Source organism: Clostridium tanneri (assembly GCF_033659955.1).
Taxonomy (GTDB): Bacteria; Bacillota; Clostridia; order Clostridiales; family Clostridiaceae; genus Clostridium_AM; species Clostridium_AM tanneri.
On sequence record NZ_JARUJP010000001.1, the window covers coordinates 48163 to 74145 of the forward strand.

The 25983-nt window shown below is 31.0% G+C and carries 31 protein-coding genes; 2 read left to right on the top strand and 29 right to left on the bottom strand.

The annotated features are described in order from the left end of the window. Window positions 1–12: 12 nt before the first annotated feature. The 29 genes from dxs to dapF form a co-directional block, all read right to left on the bottom strand. Complete coding sequence (dxs, locus tag P8V03_RS00240) at window positions 13–1875, bottom strand: 1-deoxy-D-xylulose-5-phosphate synthase (RefSeq protein WP_318796295.1); 1863 nt, start codon at window positions 1873–1875, stop codon at window positions 13–15. A gap of 30 nt (window positions 1876–1905) precedes the next feature. Beyond that, the gene (locus P8V03_RS00245; RefSeq protein ID WP_318796296.1) at window positions 1906–2793 is read right to left on the bottom strand and encodes a polyprenyl synthetase family protein; all 888 of its coding nucleotides are present in this window, start codon (window positions 2791–2793) and stop codon (window positions 1906–1908) included. 20 nt (window positions 2794–2813) lie between these two features. Then, on the bottom strand, window positions 2814–3032 hold the full coding sequence (locus P8V03_RS00250; protein WP_261670732.1) for an exodeoxyribonuclease VII small subunit: 219 nt from the start codon (window positions 3030–3032) through the stop codon (window positions 2814–2816). Window positions 3033–3044: 12 nt separating this feature from the next. After that, a complete protein-coding gene (xseA, locus tag P8V03_RS00255) occupies window positions 3045–4253 on the bottom strand; it encodes an exodeoxyribonuclease VII large subunit (protein ID WP_318796297.1) in 1209 nt (402 codons plus the stop codon). A gap of 34 nt (window positions 4254–4287) precedes the next feature. After that, a complete protein-coding gene (nusB, locus tag P8V03_RS00260) occupies window positions 4288–4758 on the bottom strand; it encodes a transcription antitermination factor NusB (protein ID WP_318796298.1) in 471 nt (156 codons plus the stop codon). A gap of 138 nt (window positions 4759–4896) precedes the next feature. After that, entirely contained in the window at window positions 4897–5289 is a 393-nt protein-coding gene (locus P8V03_RS00265; RefSeq protein ID WP_261670735.1) for an Asp23/Gls24 family envelope stress response protein, read from the bottom strand. Window positions 5290–5551: 262 nt separating this feature from the next. After that, a complete protein-coding gene (locus P8V03_RS00270) occupies window positions 5552–6061 on the bottom strand; it encodes a SpoIIIAH-like family protein (RefSeq protein WP_318796299.1) in 510 nt (169 codons plus the stop codon). A gap of 58 nt (window positions 6062–6119) precedes the next feature. Next, complete coding sequence (gene spoIIIAG / locus P8V03_RS00275) at window positions 6120–6755, bottom strand: stage III sporulation protein AG (RefSeq protein WP_261670737.1); 636 nt, start codon at window positions 6753–6755, stop codon at window positions 6120–6122. Between the two features lie 164 nt (window positions 6756–6919). After that, window positions 6920–7507 carry a stage III sporulation protein AF gene (spoIIIAF, locus tag P8V03_RS00280; protein WP_318796300.1) on the bottom strand — a complete coding sequence of 196 codons (588 nt, stop codon included), beginning with the start codon at window positions 7505–7507 and terminating at the stop codon, window positions 6920–6922. Between the two features lie 39 nt (window positions 7508–7546). Further along, complete coding sequence (gene spoIIIAE, locus P8V03_RS00285) at window positions 7547–8710, bottom strand: stage III sporulation protein AE (RefSeq protein WP_318796301.1); 1164 nt, start codon at window positions 8708–8710, stop codon at window positions 7547–7549. 8 nt (window positions 8711–8718) lie between these two features. Continuing rightward, the gene (gene spoIIIAD / locus P8V03_RS00290) at window positions 8719–9102 is read right to left on the bottom strand and encodes a stage III sporulation protein AD (protein ID WP_261670740.1); all 384 of its coding nucleotides are present in this window, start codon (window positions 9100–9102) and stop codon (window positions 8719–8721) included. Window positions 9103–9111: 9 nt separating this feature from the next. Beyond that, window positions 9112–9309: a stage III sporulation protein AC gene (gene spoIIIAC / locus P8V03_RS00295; protein WP_261670741.1), complete on the bottom strand. Its 198-nt coding sequence runs from the start codon at window positions 9307–9309 to the stop codon at window positions 9112–9114. Between the two features lie 64 nt (window positions 9310–9373). Further along, a complete protein-coding gene (gene spoIIIAB / locus P8V03_RS00300) occupies window positions 9374–9892 on the bottom strand; it encodes a stage III sporulation protein SpoIIIAB (protein ID WP_261670742.1) in 519 nt (172 codons plus the stop codon). A 1-nt stretch (window position 9893) separates the two neighbouring features. Continuing rightward, window positions 9894–10811: a stage III sporulation protein AA gene (gene spoIIIAA, locus P8V03_RS00305; protein ID WP_318796632.1), complete on the bottom strand. Its 918-nt coding sequence runs from the start codon at window positions 10809–10811 to the stop codon at window positions 9894–9896. 157 nt (window positions 10812–10968) lie between these two features. Beyond that, the gene (locus P8V03_RS00310; RefSeq protein ID WP_261670743.1) at window positions 10969–11367 is read right to left on the bottom strand and encodes a CD1247 N-terminal domain-containing protein; all 399 of its coding nucleotides are present in this window, start codon (window positions 11365–11367) and stop codon (window positions 10969–10971) included. 39 nt (window positions 11368–11406) lie between these two features. Beyond that, window positions 11407–11964, bottom strand: a complete 558-nt coding sequence (gene efp / locus P8V03_RS00315; protein ID WP_261670744.1) for an elongation factor P — start codon at window positions 11962–11964, stop codon at window positions 11407–11409. Between the two features lie 127 nt (window positions 11965–12091). Beyond that, a complete protein-coding gene (locus P8V03_RS00320; RefSeq protein WP_318796302.1) occupies window positions 12092–13168 on the bottom strand; it encodes a M24 family metallopeptidase in 1077 nt (358 codons plus the stop codon). A 179-nt stretch (window positions 13169–13347) separates the two neighbouring features. Further along, complete coding sequence (locus tag P8V03_RS00325) at window positions 13348–13752, bottom strand: hypothetical protein (RefSeq protein ID WP_318796303.1); 405 nt, start codon at window positions 13750–13752, stop codon at window positions 13348–13350. A gap of 12 nt (window positions 13753–13764) precedes the next feature. Continuing rightward, window positions 13765–14226 carry a hypothetical protein gene (locus P8V03_RS00330; RefSeq protein WP_318796304.1) on the bottom strand — a complete coding sequence of 154 codons (462 nt, stop codon included), beginning with the start codon at window positions 14224–14226 and terminating at the stop codon, window positions 13765–13767. An 86-nt stretch (window positions 14227–14312) separates the two neighbouring features. Next, window positions 14313–15080 (bottom strand): hypothetical protein, encoded by a 768-nt coding sequence (locus tag P8V03_RS00335; protein WP_318796305.1) that lies wholly within the window; start codon window positions 15078–15080, stop codon window positions 14313–14315. Then, window positions 15077–15430: a hypothetical protein gene (locus P8V03_RS00340; protein ID WP_318796306.1), complete on the bottom strand. Its 354-nt coding sequence runs from the start codon at window positions 15428–15430 to the stop codon at window positions 15077–15079. Before P8V03_RS00340 ends, P8V03_RS00335 begins: the two co-directional genes overlap by 4 nt. A 56-nt stretch (window positions 15431–15486) precedes the next feature. After that, a complete protein-coding gene (locus tag P8V03_RS00345; RefSeq protein ID WP_318796307.1) occupies window positions 15487–15975 on the bottom strand; it encodes a type II secretion system protein in 489 nt (162 codons plus the stop codon). After that, window positions 15944–16390, bottom strand: a complete 447-nt coding sequence (locus P8V03_RS00350) for a type II secretion system protein (protein ID WP_318796308.1) — start codon at window positions 16388–16390, stop codon at window positions 15944–15946. The genes P8V03_RS00345 and P8V03_RS00350 overlap by 32 nt, the downstream gene beginning before the upstream one ends. Continuing rightward, window positions 16371–16835, bottom strand: a complete 465-nt coding sequence (locus P8V03_RS00355) for a type II secretion system protein (protein WP_318796309.1) — start codon at window positions 16833–16835, stop codon at window positions 16371–16373. The genes P8V03_RS00350 and P8V03_RS00355 overlap by 20 nt, the downstream gene beginning before the upstream one ends. A 3-nt stretch (window positions 16836–16838) precedes the next feature. Then, window positions 16839–17264 carry a type II secretion system protein gene (locus tag P8V03_RS00360; RefSeq protein WP_318796310.1) on the bottom strand — a complete coding sequence of 142 codons (426 nt, stop codon included), beginning with the start codon at window positions 17262–17264 and terminating at the stop codon, window positions 16839–16841. 42 nt (window positions 17265–17306) lie between these two features. After that, window positions 17307–18383, bottom strand: a complete 1077-nt coding sequence (locus P8V03_RS00365; RefSeq protein WP_318796311.1) for a type II secretion system F family protein — start codon at window positions 18381–18383, stop codon at window positions 17307–17309. A gap of 134 nt (window positions 18384–18517) precedes the next feature. After that, window positions 18518–20026 carry a GspE/PulE family protein gene (locus P8V03_RS00370; RefSeq protein ID WP_318796312.1) on the bottom strand — a complete coding sequence of 503 codons (1509 nt, stop codon included), beginning with the start codon at window positions 20024–20026 and terminating at the stop codon, window positions 18518–18520. A gap of 199 nt (window positions 20027–20225) precedes the next feature. Further along, window positions 20226–21305: a hypothetical protein gene (locus P8V03_RS00375; RefSeq protein ID WP_318796313.1), complete on the bottom strand. Its 1080-nt coding sequence runs from the start codon at window positions 21303–21305 to the stop codon at window positions 20226–20228. 19 nt (window positions 21306–21324) lie between these two features. Further along, window positions 21325–22146 carry a diaminopimelate epimerase gene (gene dapF / locus P8V03_RS00380; protein ID WP_318796314.1) on the bottom strand — a complete coding sequence of 274 codons (822 nt, stop codon included), beginning with the start codon at window positions 22144–22146 and terminating at the stop codon, window positions 21325–21327. A gap of 215 nt (window positions 22147–22361) precedes the next feature. Here dapF and P8V03_RS00385 point away from each other — a divergent pair, with 215 nt between their 5' ends. Next, window positions 22362–24092: an Rqc2 family fibronectin-binding protein gene (locus tag P8V03_RS00385; RefSeq protein WP_318796315.1), complete on the top strand. Its 1731-nt coding sequence runs from the start codon at window positions 22362–22364 to the stop codon at window positions 24090–24092. 543 nt (window positions 24093–24635) lie between these two features. Next, complete coding sequence (gene brnQ / locus P8V03_RS00390; RefSeq protein ID WP_318796316.1) at window positions 24636–25946, top strand: branched-chain amino acid transport system II carrier protein; 1311 nt, start codon at window positions 24636–24638, stop codon at window positions 25944–25946. Window positions 25947–25983 lie beyond the last annotated feature (37 nt).

Genomic DNA, 25983 nt, shown 5'->3' on the forward strand with positions numbered 1-25983 from the left:
CTCCTTCACACCCTAAACTATTTTCAATATACTTTTTACAATTCCTTCAGTATCCAATCCATGCAGCTTATACAAGATATCTGGTTTTCCATGAGGTATAAATTCATCCCTAAATCCAAGATTTAAAACTTTAACCTTACTATTTAAAGTATTTACAAACTCAAGTACGTAAGAACCTAGCCCACCTCTAATTACGTTATCCTCTATAGTTACTATGTTAACGCCTTCTTCTACCAAATCTTCTAGTAATCTTTTATCCAAAGGTTTTATAAAACAAGCGTTTATAACCCTAACACTTATTCCTTCCTTCTCAAGCCTTTCTTTAACTAAAACTGCATGTTGAACCATCTTTCCCTGTGCAACTAAAGCTATCTGCCCCTTATTATACAACGTTTCCCAGGTACCCAATTTAAAATTCTTTAATGGTTCTAAAGAAGCCCCTAAGTTATCTCCACCTCTTGGATATCTTATAGCTATAGGATAGTCTTGTTCCATTGACCATCTTAGCATAGTTTTAAGTTCTGGAATACACTTTGGAGACATAACAGTCATATTAGGCATATGTGTTAAATACGACAGGTCAAAGACTCCTTGATGTGTTTCACCATCATCTCCAACAATGCCAGCTCTATCAATAGCAAATATAACCGGCAACTTTTGTATACAAATATCATGTAAAATTTGATCGTAAGCCCTTTGAAGAAAAGTAGAGTATACTGCAAATACAGGTTTTAGTCCTTCTCGCGACATACCTGCTGCTAAAGTTACAGCATGCTGTTCTGCAATTCCAACATCGAAAAATCTATCAGGATATTTTTGTGAAAAGTTCTTAAGACCAGTACCATCTCGCATAGCTGCTGTTATAGCTACTACATTTTTCTTATTCTCCGAAATACTGACTAATTCGTCTCCAAAGGCCTTTGAATAAGTATCACTGGAGGTAACACATAATTCTCCACTATTACAATAAAAAGGTCCTATGCCGTGAAACTTTCCTGGATTTTTTTCTGCAAATTCATAACCTTTTCCTTTTCTGGTTATTACATGTATAATAACAGGCTCATCAATATTTTTAGCCTTAGATAATACTTCTGTTACCTCTTTTATATTATGTCCGTCGATTGGTCCAAGATATTTTAGTCCCATATCCTCAAAAAACATTCCCGGTACTACCATCTGCTTTATACCATTCTTTATTCTTTCAAGATATTTCGCTACACCTTTACCAATGTTAGGGATCTTTTTCAAAGCATATTCTATTTCTTCTTTTAACCTATTGTACTTAGGATCTACCCTTAACTTGCTTAAGTAACTAGATACTCCTCCAACATTTTTACCAATAGACATCTGGTTATCATTTAATATTATTATCAGTTTTGTCTTTCTATATCCTACATCATTTAACGCCTCTAAAGCCATGCCTCCTGTTAGAGCTCCATCTCCTATTACTGCTACTACATCGTAGTTTTCATTCTTTAAGTCTCTAGCTCTTGCCATACCGAGAGCCGCAGAAATAGAAGTACTGCTGTGACCGGTTTCAAAAAAATCGTAATCACTTTCACATCTTTTGGGAAATCCACTAATACCGCCAAATTGTCTTAAGCCTTCAAACTTATCTTTTCTCCCTGTAAGTATCTTATGAATATAAGCTTGATGGCCTACATCCCATATAAGTTTATCTTTATTTAAATCAAAAACATTAAATAAGCTTAAGGTAAGTTCTACTACCCCAAGGTTAGAAGCTAGGTGTCCCCCTGTTCTAGAAACCTTGTCTATTAAAAATGACCTTATTTCGTCCGCTAACTGCTTCTGCTCATCTAATGACATACTTTTTATATCATTAATATCCTTATAATTATCTAGTAAATTAGACATTTTCATCTATCCTTTTTAAATAAAATTCAACTACTTTTCTCTATTTAATAAAAAAAGTGTTAAGTCTTTTAGTTTGACAGTATCACCACTTAATTTATCTAACACCTCTAAGCATTCTCCTGTAAGGGAATTACACATTTCTATACACTTATTTAAGCCATAAACAGTTATAAATGTAGTCTTGTTATTATCTATGTCACTTTTAGCCTTTTTACCTAGAATCTCTGTTTCCCCGACAATATCTAAAATATCATCTTTTATCTGAAAAGCCAAACCAAGTTTTTGGCCAAAATAGTCTAAATCCTTTAATTCTCTTTTACTTGCTCCACCTAATATTGCTCCAGCTAATATGGAAGCCTTTATCAAAGCTCCTGTCTTTTTACTATGCATATAATAAAGCTGATCCACTGATATTTTTGTATTTTCACTTAGGATGTCAACTACTTGACCTCCTATCATTCCCTCTACTCCAGCACTTTCTGAAATTATTCTACACATATCAATTTCTCTTCTGCCTTTATCTAGACAGTACATAAACATAATATTCATTGCTTCATTTAGAAGACCGTCTCCTGAAAGAACCGCTATAGCATCACCAAAAACCTTATGATTAGTAGGCCTTCCTCTTCTTAAATCATCATTGTCCATACAAGGTAAATCATCATGTATCAGCGAATAAGTATGAATCATCTCAATTGCCCCTGATATCGGTAGAACTTCTCTATAATCTTCTTTATACAACATGTATGTTAACATAAAAAGTAACGGTCTTATTCTTTTTCCACCAGCATTTATACTGTATGCCATAGATTCATAGAGTTTTTTATTATAAGAGCCTTTCTCTTCGAAGTATTTTCCAAGCCAGTTGTCAATTTCACTTCTTAAGGTTTCAACTGTGATTTGATTTTCTATCCCCATATTATATTTCTCCATTCTTACTAGCTTTCTAACTGAAAATCCTTTTGTCCTTCTTCAGTGAGCAATTTTATCTTTCCTTCAGCCTCATTTAAAGTCTTGTAAAGCTTATTGCATAGCTTTATACCTTCCTCGTATTTCTTCATACTCTCCTCTAAAGAAAGTTCCTTACTATCCATAACAGCTACAATTTCTTCAAGCTTTTCCATCATACTTTCATAAGACTCGCTTTTTCTGGCCAAAATATCACTCCTTTATACCACTTCATTAATCTCTTCTAACCTTAATTCTGCCTCTCCGTCCTTTAATATTATTTTAATGCTATCAGCTTCTTTTAGTGCATGAATTTCACTTATGATATTTTTATGCTTATCCTCAATTATCGCATATCCTTTATTTAAAATATTTAAGGGATTATTTGCTGAAAGTAATGCATTAACTCTGATAAGTCTTTCTTTCTCTTTTTCCAACTTGCCTCTTGTCTTTAAATTTATTAACTCTCTAAGTCTATCAATACTGTTATACTGATTTACAATATATGCAGTAGGACTGTTTATCTCTAGGCTATGTCTTAACATGTCAATTTCAGATTTTTTTTCTGCTAGCTTTCTACTTACATAACCACTCATATTGTTTTTATAAAATAGGATTTTATCCTTTAACTGACTAAGGCTGAACACTGCAATTTCTGCAGCCTGAGAAGGAGTAGCTGCTCTTCTGTCACTTACAAAATCTACTATTGTATAATCAATTTCATGTCCGACTCCTGTTATTATTGGCTTTTTAGAATTATAAACAGCATATGCTAACTCTTCATCATTGAAACACCAAAGTTCCTCAATTGAACCTCCGCCTCTTGCCAATATAATAAGATCTATATCCTCTATTTTATTCAATACTTCTATACCCTTTATTATATCTTTACTAGCGTTAATTCCTTGAACTAATGCTGGATACACCACCATCTCCACACTTTTGTTTCTTGTTTTTGTAACATTAATTATATCTTTGATTGCTGCACCAGTTGGTGATGTTATAACTCCTATTTTTTGTACATATTTAGGTATAGCTTTCTTATGTTCATCTTTAAATAAACCTTCCAATTCAAGTCGATTTTTCAGCTTTTCAAAGGCTATATAAAGCTCTCCTATACCTTCTAATTCCATTTTATCGCAATAGAATTGATAGGCTCCTTCTTTCTCATAAAGAGAAACTCGTCCTTTAACTATAACCTTCATTCCATTCTCTGGAAGGAAGGTTAAGTTTCTAGAATTTCCTTTAAACATTATACAATTTATCTTGCTATTTTCATCTTTTAATGAAAAATACATATGTCCACTACTGTGAAGTTTAAAATTTGATATTTCGCCTTTTATGCTAGAATTAGATAATATGAAATCATTATCTAATACTTTTTTTATGTACTTATTTATTTCAGATATGGTTAAAGTTTTAATATACATATCATTTCTACCTTCTTAATATTTATGTATAACTTTACTTATTCTTTATCATACTTCCTAAAACTCCGTTTATAAAAGAAGCTGACTTATCTGCAGAATACTTCTTTGCTAACTCAATAGCCTCATTTATAGATACATTTTCTGGAATAGTTTCTTCATATATAAATTCATATGTACATACTCTTAATATAGTAAGATCAACCTTAGATATTCTATTTAACTTCCAATTTTTAAGATGGTTTTCTATTTGCTTATCTATGGCTTCTCTATTTTCCTGAACTCCCTTAAGAACTCTTACGACGTATTCCATATCTACCTCTGCCAAATCAATATCTTCAGGGTTAGATTCTTTCTTTAAAGGTAGTCCAGTCTCTTCATCGAAATCTTCTCTATCTGCTTCGATATTTTCCTTTAAGTTAGATATAGCATCCTTAAAGTCTTCCTTATTTATTGTGATTTGAAATAACAGTTTCATAGCTAATTCTCTTGATTTTCTTCTGTTCATTTTTTCCTCCTACTTGGCTAAGTATTCTTCTATAATTAATTATTGTCATTTTAGATATAATTATACTTTAAACTATTACACTAGTTCAAGTTTAACTGTGGACAAGGAAACACCCTCTGAATACAGAGGGTGTAAATATTACTCTTCAATATCTTCCATAGTACCATCCGCTTTAGGAATCATAACATTTTGCACATGTATGTTTACTGCTGAAACGTTAAGTCCTGTCATTGATTCAACAGCTTTCTTTACGTTTTCCTGTACCTCTACGGCTACTTCAGGAATCCTTACTCCATAATCTACAACAACATATAAATCAATAGCAGCACTATTCTCTCCTACGCTTACCTTAACTCCTTTTGATAAGTTTTTCTTGCCAGTGAGTATTTGAGTTATGCCGCCAACTAAGCTAGCACTCATTCCAACTATACCTTTAACTTCTGTAGTAGCAAGACCTGCAATCACTCCCACTACTTCGTCGGATATCTTTACAATACCCATGTCAATTTCATTCCTAATATTTTCTTCCATTTTTATACCCCCTAGGTTTTGACATTATTCAAAAGGTAATCTTGTCTATATTATACCAAATAGATATTTCTTTTACAAACAAAATGTCCTTATTATTAATCTTATTATAGAATATTGCCCTGTTTTTATTGTAATATACATTTTCTAAACTTTTCAATATTTAAATTCTCCTATACAAAATAACAAGTTCTCCCTATCCTAATTCATTAATATGCTTTAAGGTAGGGAGAACTTGTACATATGTTCAATCTAATTATTTATTTTACTGTTTTGTTTCAATCTCAACTTCCTGTGTCTTAGCTATTCCTATAACTACATTTTTTATTTCTCTTGTTTCTTTGTCTGTAAGCTTGTCTTTACCTTTAACTATCACTCTTACTTTATTATCTTCTATAGAACAAATAGCATCTTCATATCCTTTACTCTTTAAAGTTGCTTCTATCTTTGATTCATAGTTAGTATTCATTGCCAATTCAGTATACTTTTTAGCAGCTTCATCTCTGTTCTCTTTAGAAACATTTTTATCATCAATCAAAGTTTTTAGAGTTTGTAATGTTTGTGCACTTTTCTGGTCACGTGTTAACTTAGCTTCATCAAAGAACTGAGACTTACTGCTTTTCTTATCGTTGTTGTTAAAAGATACAGTACTACTTCCTGTTCCTGTTTCCCCTCCATTTACATACAATGGACTATTTAATTTTGTTGCAAGCACCCCCGCACAAACAATAAGAGCTAATAGTGTACAAATAATCACAGCTTGTTTCTTATTCATTTTAATTCCCCCTATCTACCTTTCTAAAAAATTATATGCTTAAAAATTTATTTATATACTACTTTTTCATAGGATAAACATTAACTTTATTTTCAGGAATATTAAATAAATTTATTACAGCTCTTGAAATCCTAATTTCTGTAACCTTGTTTTCAGCTCCTTCTGCTACAACGCAAACCCCTGAAACCTTTGGCTTATATGTTTTTACTATAAGAGGCTGGGATTTATCTCCTTCATTAGTGATAACTACAGTACTTCCATTGTTTTTTTGGGTTGTATTTCTAGTACCACCCTCAGTATCCTTCTCTTCTGTTGTGCTAGTAGAATCATTTATGTTAACAGCGGGCACCTGTTCCTCTCCAGTCTCAAAGCTAACCATTACCTCTACTTTTCCAACTCCATCAATTTGCTCTAAAGTATCTTTCAATTTTTCTTGAACTTCATTCTCGTAATCACTAGGATTCTTTTCTGTTGAACTAGTTTTATCTGTTTTATTTTCCTTGCCGTCCCCAGAAGCGTTTAAGGTTTGCATATTAGGTACTGATGCTGTTTTAAAGGTACTATAGGTCAAAACTACTAGGACACCTAATAAAACAACTATAGCTAAGTTGGCCATAATTTTCTTGTCAGAAGAATTTTTAGCAGTATCACTATCTTTTTTAGTGAGCTTTTCCAGTAACTTTTTCAAATCCATACATTTCCTCTCCTTTTTATCTTTTTTATCCTACTTTATATGTTTTGTTTCATATTAGGTCCAAAATTTTGCACAGGTTAACTGTTTGTCTATAATTATTTATGTTTTATAATACTTTCAATTTTAAAACGTTATATGCTTACTGCAACATTAACTACTGCTATTTAAAGCTTTGATACCTGGATGATGTCCTTAGATACCTTTAACTCATCACTTAAATATTTCTTTATTTCTGTACTTTTTTCAGCATCTATGTTCTCCGTACTGTTTACAGATTTACTATCTCCTCCTATCTGGATTCTTTTAACTTTTTCAACAGCTCCATCTTTAACTCCCACCTTAACATCTTTTATTGTAAGCTTATCATTTTCGCTATCATAAGCAGCTTCTACATCTACTTTATAATTTCCCTCAGGATACTTTTCTTTCAACTTTTTTTCACAGTTAGATTGCAAATTTAGCTTAAACACCTCTAAGGTTGTGCTTATGTTCTTTTCCTTATATTGCTTAAAGTCATTTTCAGTTTTCTTTTTATCAAAATTTTCCATTACATTAGCTGTATAAGTATTAATATCAAAGTTTCTATCAAAAATTTTAATTATTGGATTTATAAAAACTGTAATTAAGATTAATCCTAGTACAAATTTTGCATACTTTTTCATACTGTTATCCGGTAGTATCATTTCTACAGCTGTAATAAAAAATACAGCTGTACAAATACCTATAAGCCATTCTCTAAGTGTTTGTATCAATGTTCACCACACTCCTTCATATGTTTGCTTATTTCCTTTTTATGTTCCTATCATTACCTTACCAGCAGTGGATATTATAGCTATCATTATGAAAAACATAACTGATACACATATAAGGCAGGATGTCACTAAGACAATTGAACTACCTGCAGAATTTATGCAATTTACTAACCTACTGTCACTAATTGGTTCTATGAGAGCTGCTGTTAATTTAAATAAAAAGGACATAATAAATAATTTGATTATAGGAAAAAGCATAATGACTATAAGTACTACTAATCCAAAGCTACTCAAAGCATTTTTAAGTAAAATCGAATACCCTGCCACTGTAGATATAGCATCTGAAAGACTCTTTCCCACTATCGGTATAAAGTTATCTACTGCGAACTTAGCAGTCTTAGCAGTAACTTCGTCTATGGTCTTGGCACTGATACCTCTTATAGTGATTATCCCAATAAAGATAGTCATTATAATTCCCTGCATCCACATAGCTACTTGATTTAATAACTTTGTAAGCTTGTCAATTTTATACTCTGAAGATAAATTGTTTACAAATTGGAGCACGAAGGTCATACATATTATAGGGATTATAACATCTATAAATATTTTTGCACTTATAGTTATTGCTCCTATGATGATAGGATCCATTATAGCAGCCTCCACAAATCCGCCTACACTGGCAACAAGCATTATTAGGATTGGTACTAAAGCTGTCATAAATTCTGACATCTCTTTTATAGTTGTTCTTGCAGTATCTACACCTATATAGAAACTTTTAGCCATTATTATTATCAAAAGAGAGTAACAGGCGAAGTATGCTATATTTGATAGACTCTCACTGGTGAAAGCCTTTTGTAAGTTAGTTAAAAGTGCACAAATAAGCGCAATGACAACTAAAAGAGCTAATAATTTCAATGAAGCTGCCAGCTCTCTAAATGCATATACACTTAAATCTCTAGCTAACTTTTTAGTTGATATTTTGCCATCCCCAGTTTTTATAAAGTCCTTTACATATGTCTTGGCATCAATTCCATCTAGAAGCTCGTACTTAGTTTTCATGTTTGTAATATAATCGTAAAAGCGTTCCACCTGCTCGTTTTCAGTATTCTGTTGAGTACTTACTGCACTATTATTAATTTCCGAAGCTTGGACATTAAAGCATGTCATAAGAATCATAAGTAAAACCAATATTATTCTCTTCATGTTAACACCTACATAATCTTTAGAATTGACTGCAGTACAGCCATAAGTATAGGAATTGCCAATACTAAGATAAGAATTTTTCCAGCAAACTCAACCTTAGCACCTATGTTTCCCTGTCCAGCATCCCTACATATTTCACTGCAGAAAGATGCCAAATAGGCTATTGCAAGTATTTTAAAAACAGTTGTTAAGTATATAAAATCAATGTTAGCTTTGGTAGCTAACTGTTGAATAAACTGAAGTATTGCCGTAATCTTAGTTATCATAAATATAAAAATAACTACGCCTACTGCTATACTTACATGGGCCGCCAAATCATCCCTTCGACCTTTAAAAAGCAAGACTATAAATAATGCCATAAAGCCAAAAGCAACAATTTTTATTATTTCCATAATTTCCTCCTAAAGTTGAAACATTGTTCTTACTGTAGTAAATAACTTATTCACTAAATTTATCACCATCATGAGCACTATCAAAATACCAGCCAAATTTGTTACCACGGCATAGTCTCCTTTTCCACTGGCCTCTAAGACTTTGTTTATGAGTATTACTATGATACCTACCCCTGCAATTTTAAATATTAAACTTATATCCAACATTATACGTGCCCCCTTTTTTTATAATATTCAAAGTTATTTTCAGAAAATATTTATTTCTGTGAGTTTAAATTAAAATTATAACCAGCATGGCACCAAAGGAAAATCCAAGATACCTATACATTTTTAAATTCTTACTCATCAACTCTTCTGAAATTTTAAGCTGTTTCTTTATATTCTCAAGAGTCAGTGCAAACATCTTCTGTTGCCCTTCTATATCTGATTCTCCAAGGGTCTTGGACAAATCTAATATTACATTTATATCCTCTCTTTTTAAATTGAGATCTTCTCTTTTTTTTATAAATACATTTCTAAAAGCTTCATATACATCATCTACTTCTCCATCAAATAGCAAATTAGATATATCTTCAAAAATATCTTTTATAGGATAGTTGCTTTTTTTTGATATATCCATAATAGCCTCTGGAAGGGGAGTATGAGTATACACTATTTCATTTTGAAGCTGATGTATGCATCTACGAAGTTCATTCAACTGGTTTGTTCTTTTCTTAAATCTTTCACCATATATAAATCCAATTCCAGTGGAAGCAAGTAAAATCATCATGCAACCAATAACTTTTAGCATTCTACCCCCTCCATATTACTGACTTATTGTCAAAATCATACACATATTCTACCGTACCTACACCTTTTCTATTACTAAGCACAATAGCTCTTTTAAAAACGTTATTTTCTATAATTTCCTTAAACACTGGCCTATTGTATAAATCCTCTATGTCATATCCATGTATCGTAGTGATTAGGTTTACCCCGGAATTTAAAGCTGTTAAAACACTATCCATATCCTTGTATGTACCGATTTCATCACAGACTATTACATCCGGAGACATACTTCTTATTGCCATTATTATTCCTTCACTTTTAGGGCATCCATCTAAAATGTCTGTTCTAATGCCAATATTAAGCTGTGGTGAGCCGCTGTAACAGGCACCAAGCTCACTTCTTTCATCAATTACACAAACTTTTCTCCCAATGAGACCTATCTTATCTATACCGTCAGATATATTACGAACTATATCTCTAAGTAATGTAGTTTTTCCACACTTAGGTGGCGAAATAATTATTGTGTTAATTACCTGATTGTTACTTAAAATGAATTTCATAATTGAGTCTGAACAAAATAAGATTTCCCTGCAAATTCTTATGTTTACTGATGCAATATTCCTTATGGTTTTTACCTGGTTTCCTTCCACTACACACCTTCCACATATCCCCACTCTATGTCCACCTTTAATAGTTATATATCCTTGTTTTATCTCTTCTTCAAAGGCATAAATGGAATAACTACTCATTCTCTGAATAATACTTTTCAAATCCTCTGCCCTAGGAATATATTTATGAATAATTTCCCTATTGCCAGCCTGTAGTACTAACGGCTTGTCTACTCTTATTCTTATCTCTTCTAAATCCTTTAAATTAATATAATCATCTAGAGCAGTTTTTATGTTTTGTGGTAAAATATTTAATATCTCTTTTGTATCTATCTTTCTCATCTCCTTTCTTTATATTAATTTCTATTTTCATTTCTCTAAAATTATTCCAATTAAAATAAAAAAAGTTAAAGTATTAAAATAAAAAATACCACACCAATGAATTTCTCCATTAGTGTGGTATTTCTATTTTATATAGATTTATTAGGTGTTACTTGTCGCCTTGGCATTGACAATTGGTAATAGGCGTCTTATTATGGCAATTTGGACATGTTATCTCTTCCCTCTGACTTAGTAGTTCCTTATCAACATATATATCATCTTTACAAACAGGACAACTTAATTGGATGAAGTTATTTCCTTCGTCTTCATAGGCCTCATATTCGTTGTCATAAATGCCATCTTGCAATTCTGCTAAATCTTCATCAATAGCATCGATATACTGTTCCATATCTATTTGTGCTTCAGATATATCTGACATTTCTTCTGCCATATCCTTAAGTACGTTGACAATCTCAACTAAGACTCTTCCTTCCTTAGTGTTTTTGTCAATATCTAATCCATCCACTAACCCGCTAAGGTAGGAAACCTTTGAGATAATAGAATTCATCAAATCACATCCTTAAACTTATTTTGCCATTAGTATACCTTAAACTCTCTCCATATATTCTCCAGTTCTTGTATCTATTCTTATAACTTCACCTTCATTTACGAATATTGGAACTGGAACAACTGCACCAGTTTCAACAGTAGCTGGTTTTAGTACATTTGTAGCAGTGTTTCCCTTAACTCCTGGATCTGTCTGAGTTACCATTAATTCAACAAAGTTTGGAGCTTCAACTGAGAAAGCTTCTCCTTTGTAGAATTTAATTACAGCAAACATATTTTCTTTTAAGAACTTTATAGCTCCTTCAACCTTCTCATAGTTTAATGGAATTTGCTCAAAAGTTTCTTGATCCATGAAATAGTATAACTCACCATCTGAATACAAGTATTGCATTTCTTTTCTTTCTATAACTGCTTCTTGAAGTTTTGCAGTTGGGTTAAAAGTTGTATCAGTAACTCCTCCTGTTATAACATTTCTAAGCTTTGTTCTAACAAAAGCAGCTCCTTTACCAGGTTTAACATGAAGGAAGTCTATTACAACATACACTTGTCCATTATCTTCAAAAGTAGTTCCTTTTCTTAATTCTCCTGCTGATATCATTAATGTATCCCTCCAAAATATATTCATTTTTATATTTTAACCTTTACAGGTAATTATATACAATTATTTAATTTAAATTTCAAAAAACTGATATATCAGTATAATTCATTAAAAATATGCTAATGTATTATTTTATACATATAAGCTCTTTAGGTGATTTAGACAAAATCTCTATTCCATCTTCTTTAATAATTAATAAATCTTCTATTCTAACTCCGCCAAAACCTGGTATATAAATTCCTGGTTCGTCAGTAACTACCATACCAGCTTGTAACTCCTTAGCATTTCTATATCCCACCATTGGGGCTTCGTGAATTTGTCTTCCAACACCGTGACCTAGGCCATGTCCAAAGTAGTCTCCATATCCTTTTTCCTTAATATAGTCCCTTGCAACCTTATCTACATCTATTGCTGGGGTTCCTGGCTTAAAAGCTTTTAATGCTCTTTCCTGAGCTTCCAGAACTACATTATAGATTTCAACCATTTTTTCTGAAGGCTCTCCTATAACAAGAGTTCTTGTCATATCTGAACAGTATCCCTCATAAACACATCCGTAGTCAAGAGTTAAAAATTCCCCTTTATTTACTACTTTATCGGTAGCTACTCCATGAGGCAAACTGGATCTAACGCCTGACGCAACAATGGAAGGGAAGGATAATGCAGTGGCTCCTAGCTTTTTCATGAAAAATTCTAGCTCTAATCCGATTTCCCTCTCTGTCATTCCTGGTTTAATAAATTTAATGATATGATCAAAAGCCTTATCAGCAATTTCTGCAGCTTTTCTTATAATGTCTAATTCACTTTCGTCCTTTATTATTCTTATTTCTTCGACTATTCCTTCCATAGGAATTAGTTCACAGCTTACTTTGCTTTTATAGACACTGTAAGTACTGAAGGAAACTACATCTTCTTCAAAGCCTAATTTCTTTATATCATTTTTTTCAACTAACTCTGCTAAAAAGTCTGCAAAAGTACTATTTTTGCTATACTCTAGAACTTCATAATCCTTAACCTGCTGTTTAGCTTGCTCTGTAAATCTAGAGTCCGTAATAAAAAACGCCCTATCTAATGTTATTACTGAAAAACTCTCATCTCCAGTAAATCCACTTAAGTAATTTCTATTAGCATCTCCAACAAAAAGTACTCCTTGGAGATCTTTGCCTTTCATTTTTTCTCTCAATTTTTCTATTCTTTTTTTAAACATATTTAATTCCCCCAATGTAATATAGGTATAATTTTGATATTAATTTTTCCTATTTCTATAAGGATTATTCCTACTTTATTTATTCTTTAATTTCTAACTCAGAAGTATACTATATTACTACATTTCTAGATTAACAATGTTATTTTATCAAAACTTGTGATTATTTGCAAATATTAATATTACCTATTCTTAATAAAAGTCACATTTACTACAGTACTCACTTCATTGTCATGTTTTTCTATTCTAATATCTTCAATGCTATGAAAATATTCTAAGTTCTTAAGTTCCTTTAATGTTTTCTCTTCATCATATATGTTACCTAAGAGTTCAATTTCTACTGATACTGTGTTATCCTTAGGCTCGTTGAAACTTTTAATTTTTATATTGGAATACTGTCCTAACCCCTGCACTATGTCACTATATCCATATTTTTTTGACACTAGATGCTGATCATTTTGTTGTTCTATGATACGCTCTTTCCCTTCATATTTCAATAATTGCTGATGAACTTTATAATTCCCGATAATCATCACTATATTAAAAATTATACACAAGAACAGCAATAGTCTATACTTCTTATACATTTATATTTCCCTTCACCTTAATTCTATAGAAATTCTAATCTCCTTATTATTTTGTTCTTCTGGAAGAACTAAGTTTTTTATAATAAATTCCTCCTCTTCTTCTATGTTTTTTATTAAGGATATATAATTAAATTCTTCGCTGCTTATTTGAATATCTACTTTTTTGTTTTTTATGTAGATTTGTTTAAAAGGAATACCTGTCTCTATTATTTTATTTACCTGAGATAAAGTATCTAATGTTTTGCACTCCTTCATATCACCTTTATTTTTACCTGAATAATTACCCTCGTTGTAAAGTTTTGTTTCATTGATTCTATTATCCAAACTTTTTACTTTGTTTAGTTTAATAATTAGAAAATCTGTAAGAACTATGTTTACGATGACAATAGCCATAATACATAGTTTCATGACTTTTCTTTTTCTGTTTAGTTTACTTTCTAAATACCATTGCGGTAGGAAAAAACCTTTGTTCATTTAACATGACTCCCATTGTCTTATATAATTACTAATTTAATACTAACTTAGTATGTAACTTAAATATTTTTTATTAAATAAATCCTTTATTTTAAAATTTGATTAATGCTATATTCTTTATCAAGTTCCCCCAAATCCTCACAGATATGATCTTTACTTAAGGATTCGATTAGCTCTTTATTAAAAAAGTTTAAGAAGAATATAGCAGGTATCTCTTTAGCTTTACTTAAAATGTTGCATTTCACTATAAAAATATCTAGTTCTTCTTTAAGACCTTCTAAATTGAAGTTTTTTAAAACAGTATTACCTACTATTCTATCTTTGTAATATCCTACTAGGTAAACATTACCTTCCAGTGAGAAAACTAGTACATAATTTTCTGATTTAATTTGATTCCTATAGCTGTTCAATATACAAAACTGTACAGGATATATTCCTTTTACTTCTCCGCCGGTTTCTATACACTTTTCTACTAAATTTACTCCATTCCAGTTTAAGCAAAATACAATAATATCTAAACTATTTCCGTTATCTTTCAGAATTTCATAAGTAAACATTATACTATCTAAATTTTCGAACCTAACCCTTAGTTCCTGTTTAATAATAAAATATAGCTTTTCTTTTGACACCTTTGGCAACGTTATAAGTTTTACATATACTTCTTCACCATGAACAACTATGAATAAGTTTTTGTTTCTCACATGAATTTTGATGTCTTGTATGCTATCTGCCTCTATTTTTAGACTTTCCTCTTTTCTTCTTTTATTTATTCTATGTAAAAGGCTTATGCTAAATAAATCTCTATAGCTCATATGATTTTCGAATATCTCTAATATACCTTTTTTAGCAATCATTTTAATTCTCCTTTCAGAAAAGAATAATCTATACACCCATAAACAACAGATGATCCATCAACTCTGTATTCATAAAGTTCTTCCTTATAAAATTTACCCTTCAAATAATATTGGACTAAGAAACAATCCTTGTCTTTATTATACTGCACAGTGGATTCTTCATAACTTAATGAAAAGTTGTCTAAAGAATTAAAAAACCTTTTTATTTCTTCTTCACTTATGTTTTTAATATTTTCATATATATGCTGATCTAGTGCTGTAAGAATATATTCCCTATGTTTATGTTCCTTGCCAATCTTAAGTATATTTCTCTCCGTTCTTTCAACATTTTGTTTTATCAATATCTCCATTTTATAGCACCCTAATGCTATAAAAAGACATAAGCTGCAAATAGTTAAAGTGTATATTAAGATGTAGCCCTTACTTTTAATCTCTCTAACCCTAAACATCTCCTGTAAATCCTACCTTTATCCATCTCAATAGATATATATATGACTCCGCCAGCTTTCTCTACTTTAAAATCCTTAGTTTTTTTAAGTATATTATTAGTAGTTGAATAGTACTCAGAGCCATAAGAAATAATAATATCTGACTGTCTATCTTTCCTAATGTAGTCATATCCTGACTCATTAAATCTTTTCAGTTTAATTTTATTTTCCTCAACTTCTACGTACTCAGCACTGTTAACGTGATATTCAATTAGCATTAGTGCCTCATTTACATAAAAGCTCTCTCTACTTCTTTCTATTTCCTGCCTATGAACTCTCATATATTTAGATACAACAATAATCTCCATGGAAACAAGGATTCCAATTAGAGAAAAAACTAACATTATTTCTACTAATATAAAACCTTTAGTTGTATTACCTCTTATATTTTCCTTTATAAAATTCACACTCCATAATCCTTAAACGGTTAAATTGCTTGATATAAAGCTTTAGGTTTACTTTTAGTACATCACCCTCTTCTATTCTAAGGACTAGATAGGGTTCCTTTAACGGGCGACTGCTAGTAAACATATTCTTAATTGAAGTTTCTTTAATATTTCCTTTACCTATTTTATCTTCAGTTACATAATACTTTCCCTCTCCATGAAGACCTTTCAGGTCTTCATAAGAAGTATCATAGATCATATTATTTTTAAGTTCCTCCATAAACATAGAATACTGTTCTGTCTTAGAGTTGTACTTTTTTAATTTTAATGAATCTAATGCAATTGTAAGGGATGTCATGAATAAAATTGAGAATATTGTTATACTACATAGTACCTCCACAATGGTGAACCCTTTCTTAGTTTTTAATGTCCACATATTCCGTTCCTACACACATGCTTATTTCATGTATTTTCCCTTCTCTATCACTAAATTTTATAGTGCAAGAACTAGCTGTTATACCTCTGCTGTCAATCAGTATTTCTTCTGGCATTCTTTCTTTTTCAAGCACAAAGCCTTCCGGAAACAACAGTTTGTTTATCTGTTCAGAACTACAATTTAGAGTCATAGAATTATTTAATGAATTATTATCAGAATTGAAATAGATATGACCTCTAATCTTGTTATCTCTGCAATACTCCTTAGAATTATTAATAAAATTTAATATACTATTGCTTAGTATTTCTGAATCTATTTTACTTGTTATTTTTCTGTATCCTCCTAGGTTAACTAGACTGAAAGTAAGAAGTATAGATATTATTCCTAATACTAGAACCACTTCAACCATAGTAAATCCCTTATTTCTCTGTTTAAGAATATACATAAATTAATCCCTTTTTTCTGTTGTTGTTTTTGTAGTCTTTGGAAATATTGTGGTAGTTCCACAACTTACTTCACAAGTGTTTTGTGCAGCATCAATTGTTAAAGTATATTTAGTTTCATCACTGACATAGTTAACATTTACGCTCTGTCCATCTCTATTTACCTTCACATCATTCACACCAACTCCCTTCAGAGAAGTTAGTGTGGTTATATTACCTGTTATATCTTCTTTAATGAATTTGCCATCATTATATCCATAGCTTGCCATAGCAGCAGTTTGAATTTGTTTTGCGATATTAACTGCCTTTGTTTCTTTTACCTTATTTTGATAAGCTGAAAACTTAGGAATCATAAACCCCATTAGCACTAGCATAATTGAGACTACCAGCATAAGCTCTATTAATGTAAATCCCTTTTCCTTATTCTTCATCTTAGTTCCTCCTGTTATAATTTTTATCACTAAAAGATTCCTTTAACCCATTCCATCCATAATACTAAATACCGGCGATAGTGCTGTAATAATAAAGGTTCCTATAACCATAGTTAAAATTAGAATTGCCACCGGTTCTATAAAAATTATTATTTTTTTCATGCTTTGTTCAACATCCTGTGACAGCAACTCTCCTATCTTCAAAAACATATAGTCTAAATTGCCAACCTCCTCGCCCGTATAGACTAGAGATAAGAACAAACTATTGCCTACTTTTGCCTTTACAAAGGAACTATGAATACCATCTCCTTTGTTTATTTGTTCAATGGTATTCTGTATTCTCTGCTCTATAATTCTATTTTCCAAGATGCTAGTAGTTATCTCTAAAGACTTAACTATGTTAATACCAGATCTTAAGAGCATACCCATTGCCATAGAAAATCTCGCTAACATGGCTTTATTATAAATTCTATCCACCAAAGGAGTTGTAAGTTTAACTTTAGCAATAAAGCCTTTCCCTGTAGATGTTTTGCTAAACCTCAGTATTAAAATAATGATTATAAGATTGGTAAAACTTATAACTAAAAAATTCCTCTTAAAAAAACTACAAACAGACAGAACTACCTTAGTTATGAAAGGAACTTCTCCACCGGTTAAATTTAATATATCTATAAATTGAGGTACTATTTTAACCATTAAAAATACAGAAACAAAGATAGAAAGGATTAAAACAATTAAAGGATAAGTAAGTGCCGTTTTAATTTTAGTAAATATTTTATGTTCACTTTCGTAATATTCCGACAATTGTTTCAATATCAAATCTAATCTGCCGCTTTCCTCACCTATCCTAATCATTTCTAATAAAAATATCGGATATATATTTCCAAAGGTTTTCATACTTTCATAGATAGACTGACCTTTACTTACATATCTCCCAATTTCTTTTAAGCTTCTTTTTAATAAGACATTATCGCTTAACTCCTCCGTCATGCTTAATACTTGAGGAATAGGGATTCCAACCGTTATCATAGAACCCAAAATTCTACATAAATTACTAAAATCACGGGAACTAGGCTTTTTTAGCCCTATTTCTTTTAAATCTTTTTTTCTTTTTTCCACGCTGCAAAGGAAATATCCCCTTTTCTTTAATAGCAAATTTAGTTCTTCGATACTATAATCATAATGTCCCTTTATTTTTTCTCCCCGAAGGTTTACTGCTTCGTACCTAAAGATTTTTTTCATCTCCTTAATATTTATAAGTTTATCCTAAGAAGTTCATCGAAGGTGGTTATCCCTTCTTTTACAAGCATTTCACAATTTTCTCTTATGGAGCCTATACCTTCTTTGAAACTAAACTTTCTTAACTCTTCTGCTGAGTCCTTAAGCTTAAAGCCTTTTTTTCTCAATTCTCTAAAATCTATTAATTCATAAATTATAGTTCTCCCATTATATCCTGTACCGCTGCAATTATTACAGCCTTCCCCCTTAAATAACTTATTTTCAGTATCTAGGTTTAGATATTCTTTTTCATTCTCTGTGGGAGAGTGTTCTTTTTTGCAAAATGTACATATTTTTCTTACTAGCCTCTGGGCTATAATTCCTATTACAGCATCCTCGATAAAATATGATGGCACTCCCATATCTTTAAGCCTAAGCACCGCTGCAGCTGCATCATTTGTATGGATTGTACTAATAACAAGATGCCCTGTTACTGCTGCCCTAATAGCTATCTGTGCTGTTTCCTCATCCCTAATTTCTCCTATCATTATTATGTCCGGGTCCTGTCTCAAAATGCTCCTTAACCCCTCTGGAAAGCTAAAGCCTATTTTATTGTTAACATTTACTTGGTTTACATTGTCTACAGTATATTCCACTGGATCTTCTATACTTGTAATGTTCTTTTCCTTCTTATTAAAAGTTTGAAGCATTGAATATAAAGTAGTAGTTTTCCCACTACCTGTAGGACCACTAACAAGCAATATTCCATGAGGATTTGTTAGCATGAATTTGATATCTTTTTCATCCCTATCAGAAAACCCAAGAGAACTTAAGGAATTTAGCCCTTCAGATTTATATAGGATTCTCACAACTATCTTTTCCCCATATACAGTTGGAAGAGTTGAAATTCTTAAATCATAATTTGCATTATCATAAACAAACTCTATCTTTCCATCCTGAGGAACTCTTTTTTCTGCGATATTTAGGGAAGCCATAATTTTTAGTCTAGTGCAAATATGTGGATATATATCCAGTGGAATTGACAAAAACTCCATCATAATGCCATCAACTCTAAACCTTACTAAAAGCTGATCCTGAAAAGGTTCTAAATGTATGTCGCTGGCATTCTTACATATAGCGCTATTAACTAAATGATTAGTAAGTTTTACTATGGGAAACTGCTGTAAACTTTCTTCTTCCTTGAAGGAGAATTTTTTTTCCTTTGTATTAGAGTCCTTTTCTTCTTCAATTGCTCTTACAACACTTTGTACACTGTTTTTGCAGTAATAGGAATTTACCGCATTTACTATACAGTGCTTTGATGAGTAAAAAAATTCAATACTTTTCCCAGTAATAAACTTTAATTCTTCATATAAAAATATATCTAGATTTCTATTAACAGCAATGCACAAGTTGTCTTTGTTTTGTTTAAAAGCTATTAAACAATTACTTACAGCTATATCCTCTGGTATAAGTTTTACTGCTTCAACATCAATAGCTGTTTCCTCTAAATTTATTGTCTGCAAATTCCGAACCTTTAACATACTCACCTAATCTCCTATCTATATTTATCCTGAATTATATCCATTATTTTCTCTTATAAACAAAATACATAGGAATTTCAAAAATATCCTGTTAATAACACAATATTAATTTTATAGACTAGTAAAGCAATCAAAGGTTAGTATAAATATCAAAGAAAAAAGCTTATAAAGTTACTAAATGTAACCTCATAAGCTATCGTTACCATCTATCGCTGCTATAAACATTATATTTACCTTCATGGGTTGATATTAGATTTATAGCCCTTTCCTTCTTATCATACATAAAAACGTCTTTTTTATCCTGCACTTCTTCATTTTCTATACCAGAGAAATAGATATTTCCCTGGTCATCTAAGGCCAGCTCTGATTGTAAGTCTAACCTTTTAGGAAAATCGTAGGTTAGCCTATCTATTTTAAGGCTTTTAGATGAGAATCTATATAATGCCAGTTGTCTATCCTCTTCAGCTCCCAGGAAAAATATATCACCACTTTCTAAATCTGCTGTTGCCTTATATATCTCTTCTACATTGCTATCTATACTTCTTGTTTCTTTACTTTGAATATCATAATAGTATATCCTAGATTCATCTCCTTCTCTCCCGAGAAAAAACACACTATTGTTTATAGGTGTTAAAAACATACAATATCCTTTAGTATCTTCTAAGTAAATTTCTTCTTTGTTTTTTGTAAAATCATATACATAAATATTATCTGAATTTTTCTTTCCTTCAACAGCACCATAGTACATAATCCTATCTGAATCTAACCACCAATATAAATTTCCTGATACCATTACCTTGGAGTTTAAGACCATTTGCTTTTTGTCTTTTATATTATATATTTTTAATCCCTCTGCACTATCTAAAGAGTCTTTTTTAAATGTTCTATAGGCTAACTTATCCCCAGAAGGGCTTAATCTTAAATCTAATGCAGAATAAAAACCCTTCAATTCCTTCTTTTTTCCATCCTTGATAATTATAATGCTGTTGTTATTAAAATTTTCTCCCTTAGACTTATTAACTGAATAAGCATAGACTGAATTTTTAATGCTGTATACCATCTCATTTAAGTCTTCTACAACTCCTATTTTATATAAGCCTCTATTTTCTATTTTAAAAACATTAGCACTACTATCTAAATTTTCTATAGCAGTAACCTTAGAGTACCGTGGAATATTAACCACCATGGAGGTCTCACTCTCTTTTTCACTACAAGCAGTGAGAACTAAGGACACTAAAAAAAAGGTTATAAAAAATGTGGTTTTTATAAAAGTCTTCATTTAACCTTAATATTCCCCTTTATAGATTATATTCACCCTTAAAAGAAACTACTGCTGGTCCCGTCATATACACTCCCTCTTCTTCTATTTCTATTACAAGCCTTCCTCCAGGAACCTCAACTTCTACTTTTTCATCTGTAAATCCTAATCTATTGGAAGCTACTACAGCAGCACAACTTCCAGTGCCACAAGCTAATGTAGGTCCTGCTCCTCTTTCCCATGTTTTAACTTTGACTTTACTTTTGCTTACAACTTCACAAAAGTTAACATTTGTTCCTTCAGGGAAGATATCGTATTTTTCAATACTTTTACCTTCACTTACATCACAGTTATCGAGGCTTCCAAATATAACTGTATGAGGCACACCCATAAGCATACTTGTTATATTATATTCTCTACCATTTATTTTTATTTGTTTATTTATTAGCTCTTCCTCAAATTTTGCAGGTATATCCTCTATTTTAAGAGAAGCCTTACCCATATATATTTTAACTTCTTTCACTTTATCATCTTCTACCTTTAAAAAGGCTTCTTTTATTCCATCGCCAGTTTGAATTTTTATACGATTATTCCTTACTATATTCTCATCCCATACATATTTTGCAAAACATCTTATTCCGTTTCCACACATGGCAGCATAAGATCCATCAGCGTTAATTATGATCATTTCAGTTTCAGCAGTGTCACTTTCTCTAACTATTAGTATTCCATCTCCACCAATTGCAAAATTCCTATTACATAGTTCCTTAGCCAACTCTCTTTCTTTTCCTAGGAATTCCTTTTTTCTATCATCTATAACAATAAAATCATTTCCATTGCCATGCATTTTAGTAAATTTCATCAAAATTCTCCACCCTTCCCATGATAAGTTTTACAATTTTATAAACTTCAAAATAAGTGTACTACTATGATAAAGTTTAATCAATAAATTATTTAACTTTATTTTAAAAATTTAAAATGATATAATTTTTACTAGATTTATATATTTTATTTTTTAGTTTAAACTATATAAATAAACTAGATTAAACTGAACAGACGTAAGAAAGGATGATATCCATGGCCTTAGATGGAATTTTTATACATAGCATTATAGAAGAGTTGAAAAGATGCCTGATAAATGGTAGAGTTGATAAAATAAATCAGCCAGAAAAAGATGAAATAATTTTATCTATTAAGAATGAAAGAAAAACCTATAAATTGTTAATTAGCTCAAGTTCTGTTTATCCTAAAATACATCTTACAAAAATAGCCAAACAAAATCCTATGCAGCCTCCTATGTTTTGCATGGTTTTAAGAAAGCATCTTAACACTGGTAGAATTGTAAACATAAGGCAATTAGGTACAGATAGAGTGGTTTTTATAGACTTTGAAAGTTCTGACGAGTTAGGTTTTAATAGCATATATACATTAATAATAGAAATTATGGGGAAACATAGTAATATTTCTCTGGTTCGTGAAAGAGATAATGTTACCATGGACAGTATAAAACATATAACACCAGAAATAAATACTGTAAGAAGCCTTTATCCCGGGATAAAATATACCTTTCCTCCTAGTTCACCAAAATTAAACCCTTTTAATTATACAAAAGAAGATTTTATATCTTATATTAAGGAAAATAATCTTAGACTGGATAATAACTTTTTTTCCAAAATATTTACAGGAGTAAGTTCCCAGTTTTCCAAGGAAATTTTATATAGATTAAATACTGTAGACGCTTTTACAGAAGAAAATCTTGATTTTATATTTGAGTTTTCCAAGGAAATCTTCAACAAAATTGAAAGTAACCAGTTTTTCTTTGGATCTTATTCTATAGAGGGTATTATAAAGGATTTCTACTGCGAGAAACTTAATTACCTAAAGGATTATACTGTGAAGGTTTTTAGTTCTCCTTCAGAGCTTCTAGAAGATTTTTATTATGAAAAAGATAAGGCAGATCGACTTAATAATAAAAGTGCCGACTTACAAAAGCTGGTAAATATTAATTTAGATAGATGCTATAAAAAAGTACATATTTTAGAGGATACTTTGAAAGACTGTCAAAATAAAGATAAGTATAAGCTATATGGAGAACTTTTAACAGCTAATATATACAGCTTAAAAAAAGGTGATACTTCTGCCTCTGTCCAAAACTACTATAGTGAAGATTTAGAGTGCATAACTATTAAACTTGATAAAGATAAAACGCCAACAGATAACATTCAGCACTACTTTAAAAAGTACAATAAATTTAAAAAAGCGGAAGAATCTGCAAAAGTTCAGTTAGAGTTAACAGAGCAAGAGATAGACTATTTAAGTTCCGTATTAACGAATATAAAAAACGCAGAGGATTATGAAAGCATAGAAGAGATTAAAAGGGAATTAATGGAAACTAGCTACATCAAGTTTAAAAAAACCTCTAATAAAAAACCTAAACCATCAAAGCCTATGAAATTCATATCTAGTGATGGTATAGAGATCTATGTAGGAAAAAATAATTTTCAAAATGACTATTTAACCCTAAAGTTTGCCGATAAAAGAGATCTATGGATGCATACTAAAAACATACCTGGTTCTCATGTTATAGTAAAGAACTTTGGCAATATACCAAACAGAACTTTAGAAGAAGCGGCGTTATTAGCTGCTTTCTATAGTAAAGCTAAGGATTCTACTAAAGTTCCTGTAGACTACACTGAGATTAAAAATGTACATAAGCCAAGTGGCTCAAAGCCAGGAATGGTAATCTACTATACAAATAAAACTATTTACGTAAATCCAGAAAAACCACAGCTAGAACAAATAAACTAAAATAGGAGGAGACTCTACAGGAAAAGAGTCTCTTCCTATTTTTTTCATTTTAATATTACTAACATAACAATTTCATATCCACATATGATTAATGTTGTATCTTAATTCTCTTTCTCTCCATCATTTACCTTTATTAATATTATTTATACATTGCAATTTTTTCTCATTCTAGATACAATTAATTCAAATATTTATAAATGACTGAATATTCAACACCATAATTTATGAAATTTATCATTGTGTTAAATTTTTAACGACACTCAATTCTTAATAATCTAACAATTTTAAATGTTTTTAATTTAGATTTCCGCAAAAAATTACAAATTATTTAAAATTACCACTAAATATTATTAATCTATTTACGAATACTATAAATATATATTTTTTTTAAAATTTTTATTAATTTAGAAGGATTTTATTCATATTTACAGAATATTATATAAAGACAATAAATTAAATAATTCATAATCCTTAATTTCTTATTCACTCTTTATTAGTTAAATTTTTTACTAAATAATTTTATTTAATTGGAGGTAACCAAACATGAAAAATTCAACAAAAAATGCACTAGTCATTGGTTTCGCACTCTTCGCAATGTTCTTTGGAGCAGGAAACCTCATTTTTCCACCATATCTAGGTAAAGCCGTTGGTGCTAGCTATGGTACAGCTATTATAGGTTTTTTAATAACAGGAGTTGGTTTACCACTTAGTGGTGTAATTGCCTGTGCAATGATCAACGGTTCTTTTGAAGACATGGCAAATAGAGTTGGTAAGACCTTTTCAGTAATTGCTACTATAGGTTTAATACTAGCAATAGGACCGATGCTAGCAATACCTAGAACTGCCGCAACAACTTTTGAATTAGGGGTACATCCTATATTCCCTTCAGTGTCACCAATTATATCCGTTATAGTTTATTTTGGTATTACACTATTTTTCGTTCTTAGACCATCATCTCTTATTGATGATATAGGTAAGATTCTTACACCAGCACTTTTAGTTATGTTAGCTATTATAATAGTTAAAGGAATTATTGATCCTATTGGACCAGTTGTAGCTACAGATTATAAAAACGTTTTCTCAAGCTCACTATTAGAAGGTTATCAAACAATGGATGCCATGGCATCAGTTATATTTGCATCTATGATTCTTACATCTGTAAGATCAAAGGGATACAGCACTCCTAAAGATGTCATGATGATGACAATAAAATCAGCTGGTGTTGCTGTAGCTGGTCTTGCATTTGTATATGGTGGACTTACTTACCTTGGAAGCCAAACAAGTACTTTATTCCCAGCAGATATAGCTAGAACTACATTAGTTACTGAAATAGTTAAACTAGACTTAGGTAGCATAGGAAGTGTAATACTTGGTCTTGCAGTTGGACTTGCCTGCTTAACTACAGCAATAGGTTTAGTTTCAACTGGTGCAGAGTTCTTCTCAAAGCTTACTAAAGGCAAAGTTTCTTACAAGGTTTTTGCAATACTTATATCTTTAGTCAGTGGTGTAATAGCTACACAAAACGTTGATAAAATAGTTGCTCTTGCAGTACCTGTTTTACAAATACTATATCCTATAGTAATTGTTCTAATAATTATGACATTATTAGGAAAGAAAGTTAAAAGCGATAAAATTGTTGCTATTACAACTTACGTAACTTTAGTAGTAAGTGTTCTTGACACTATCAATCTTTTAACTGCTAATAAGATAGGATTTATAAGCGGTATAGTTAACGCTATTCCTTTAGCAAAGGCAGGTTTCTCTTGGCTTATACCAGCTGTAGCTGCATTTATTATAGCTTCAGTAGTAGTAAAATCTGATTCTGGTAAAAATATAAAAGAAAATATTGCTTAAAAAAATAGACTGTATGGATTATCCATACAGTCTATCT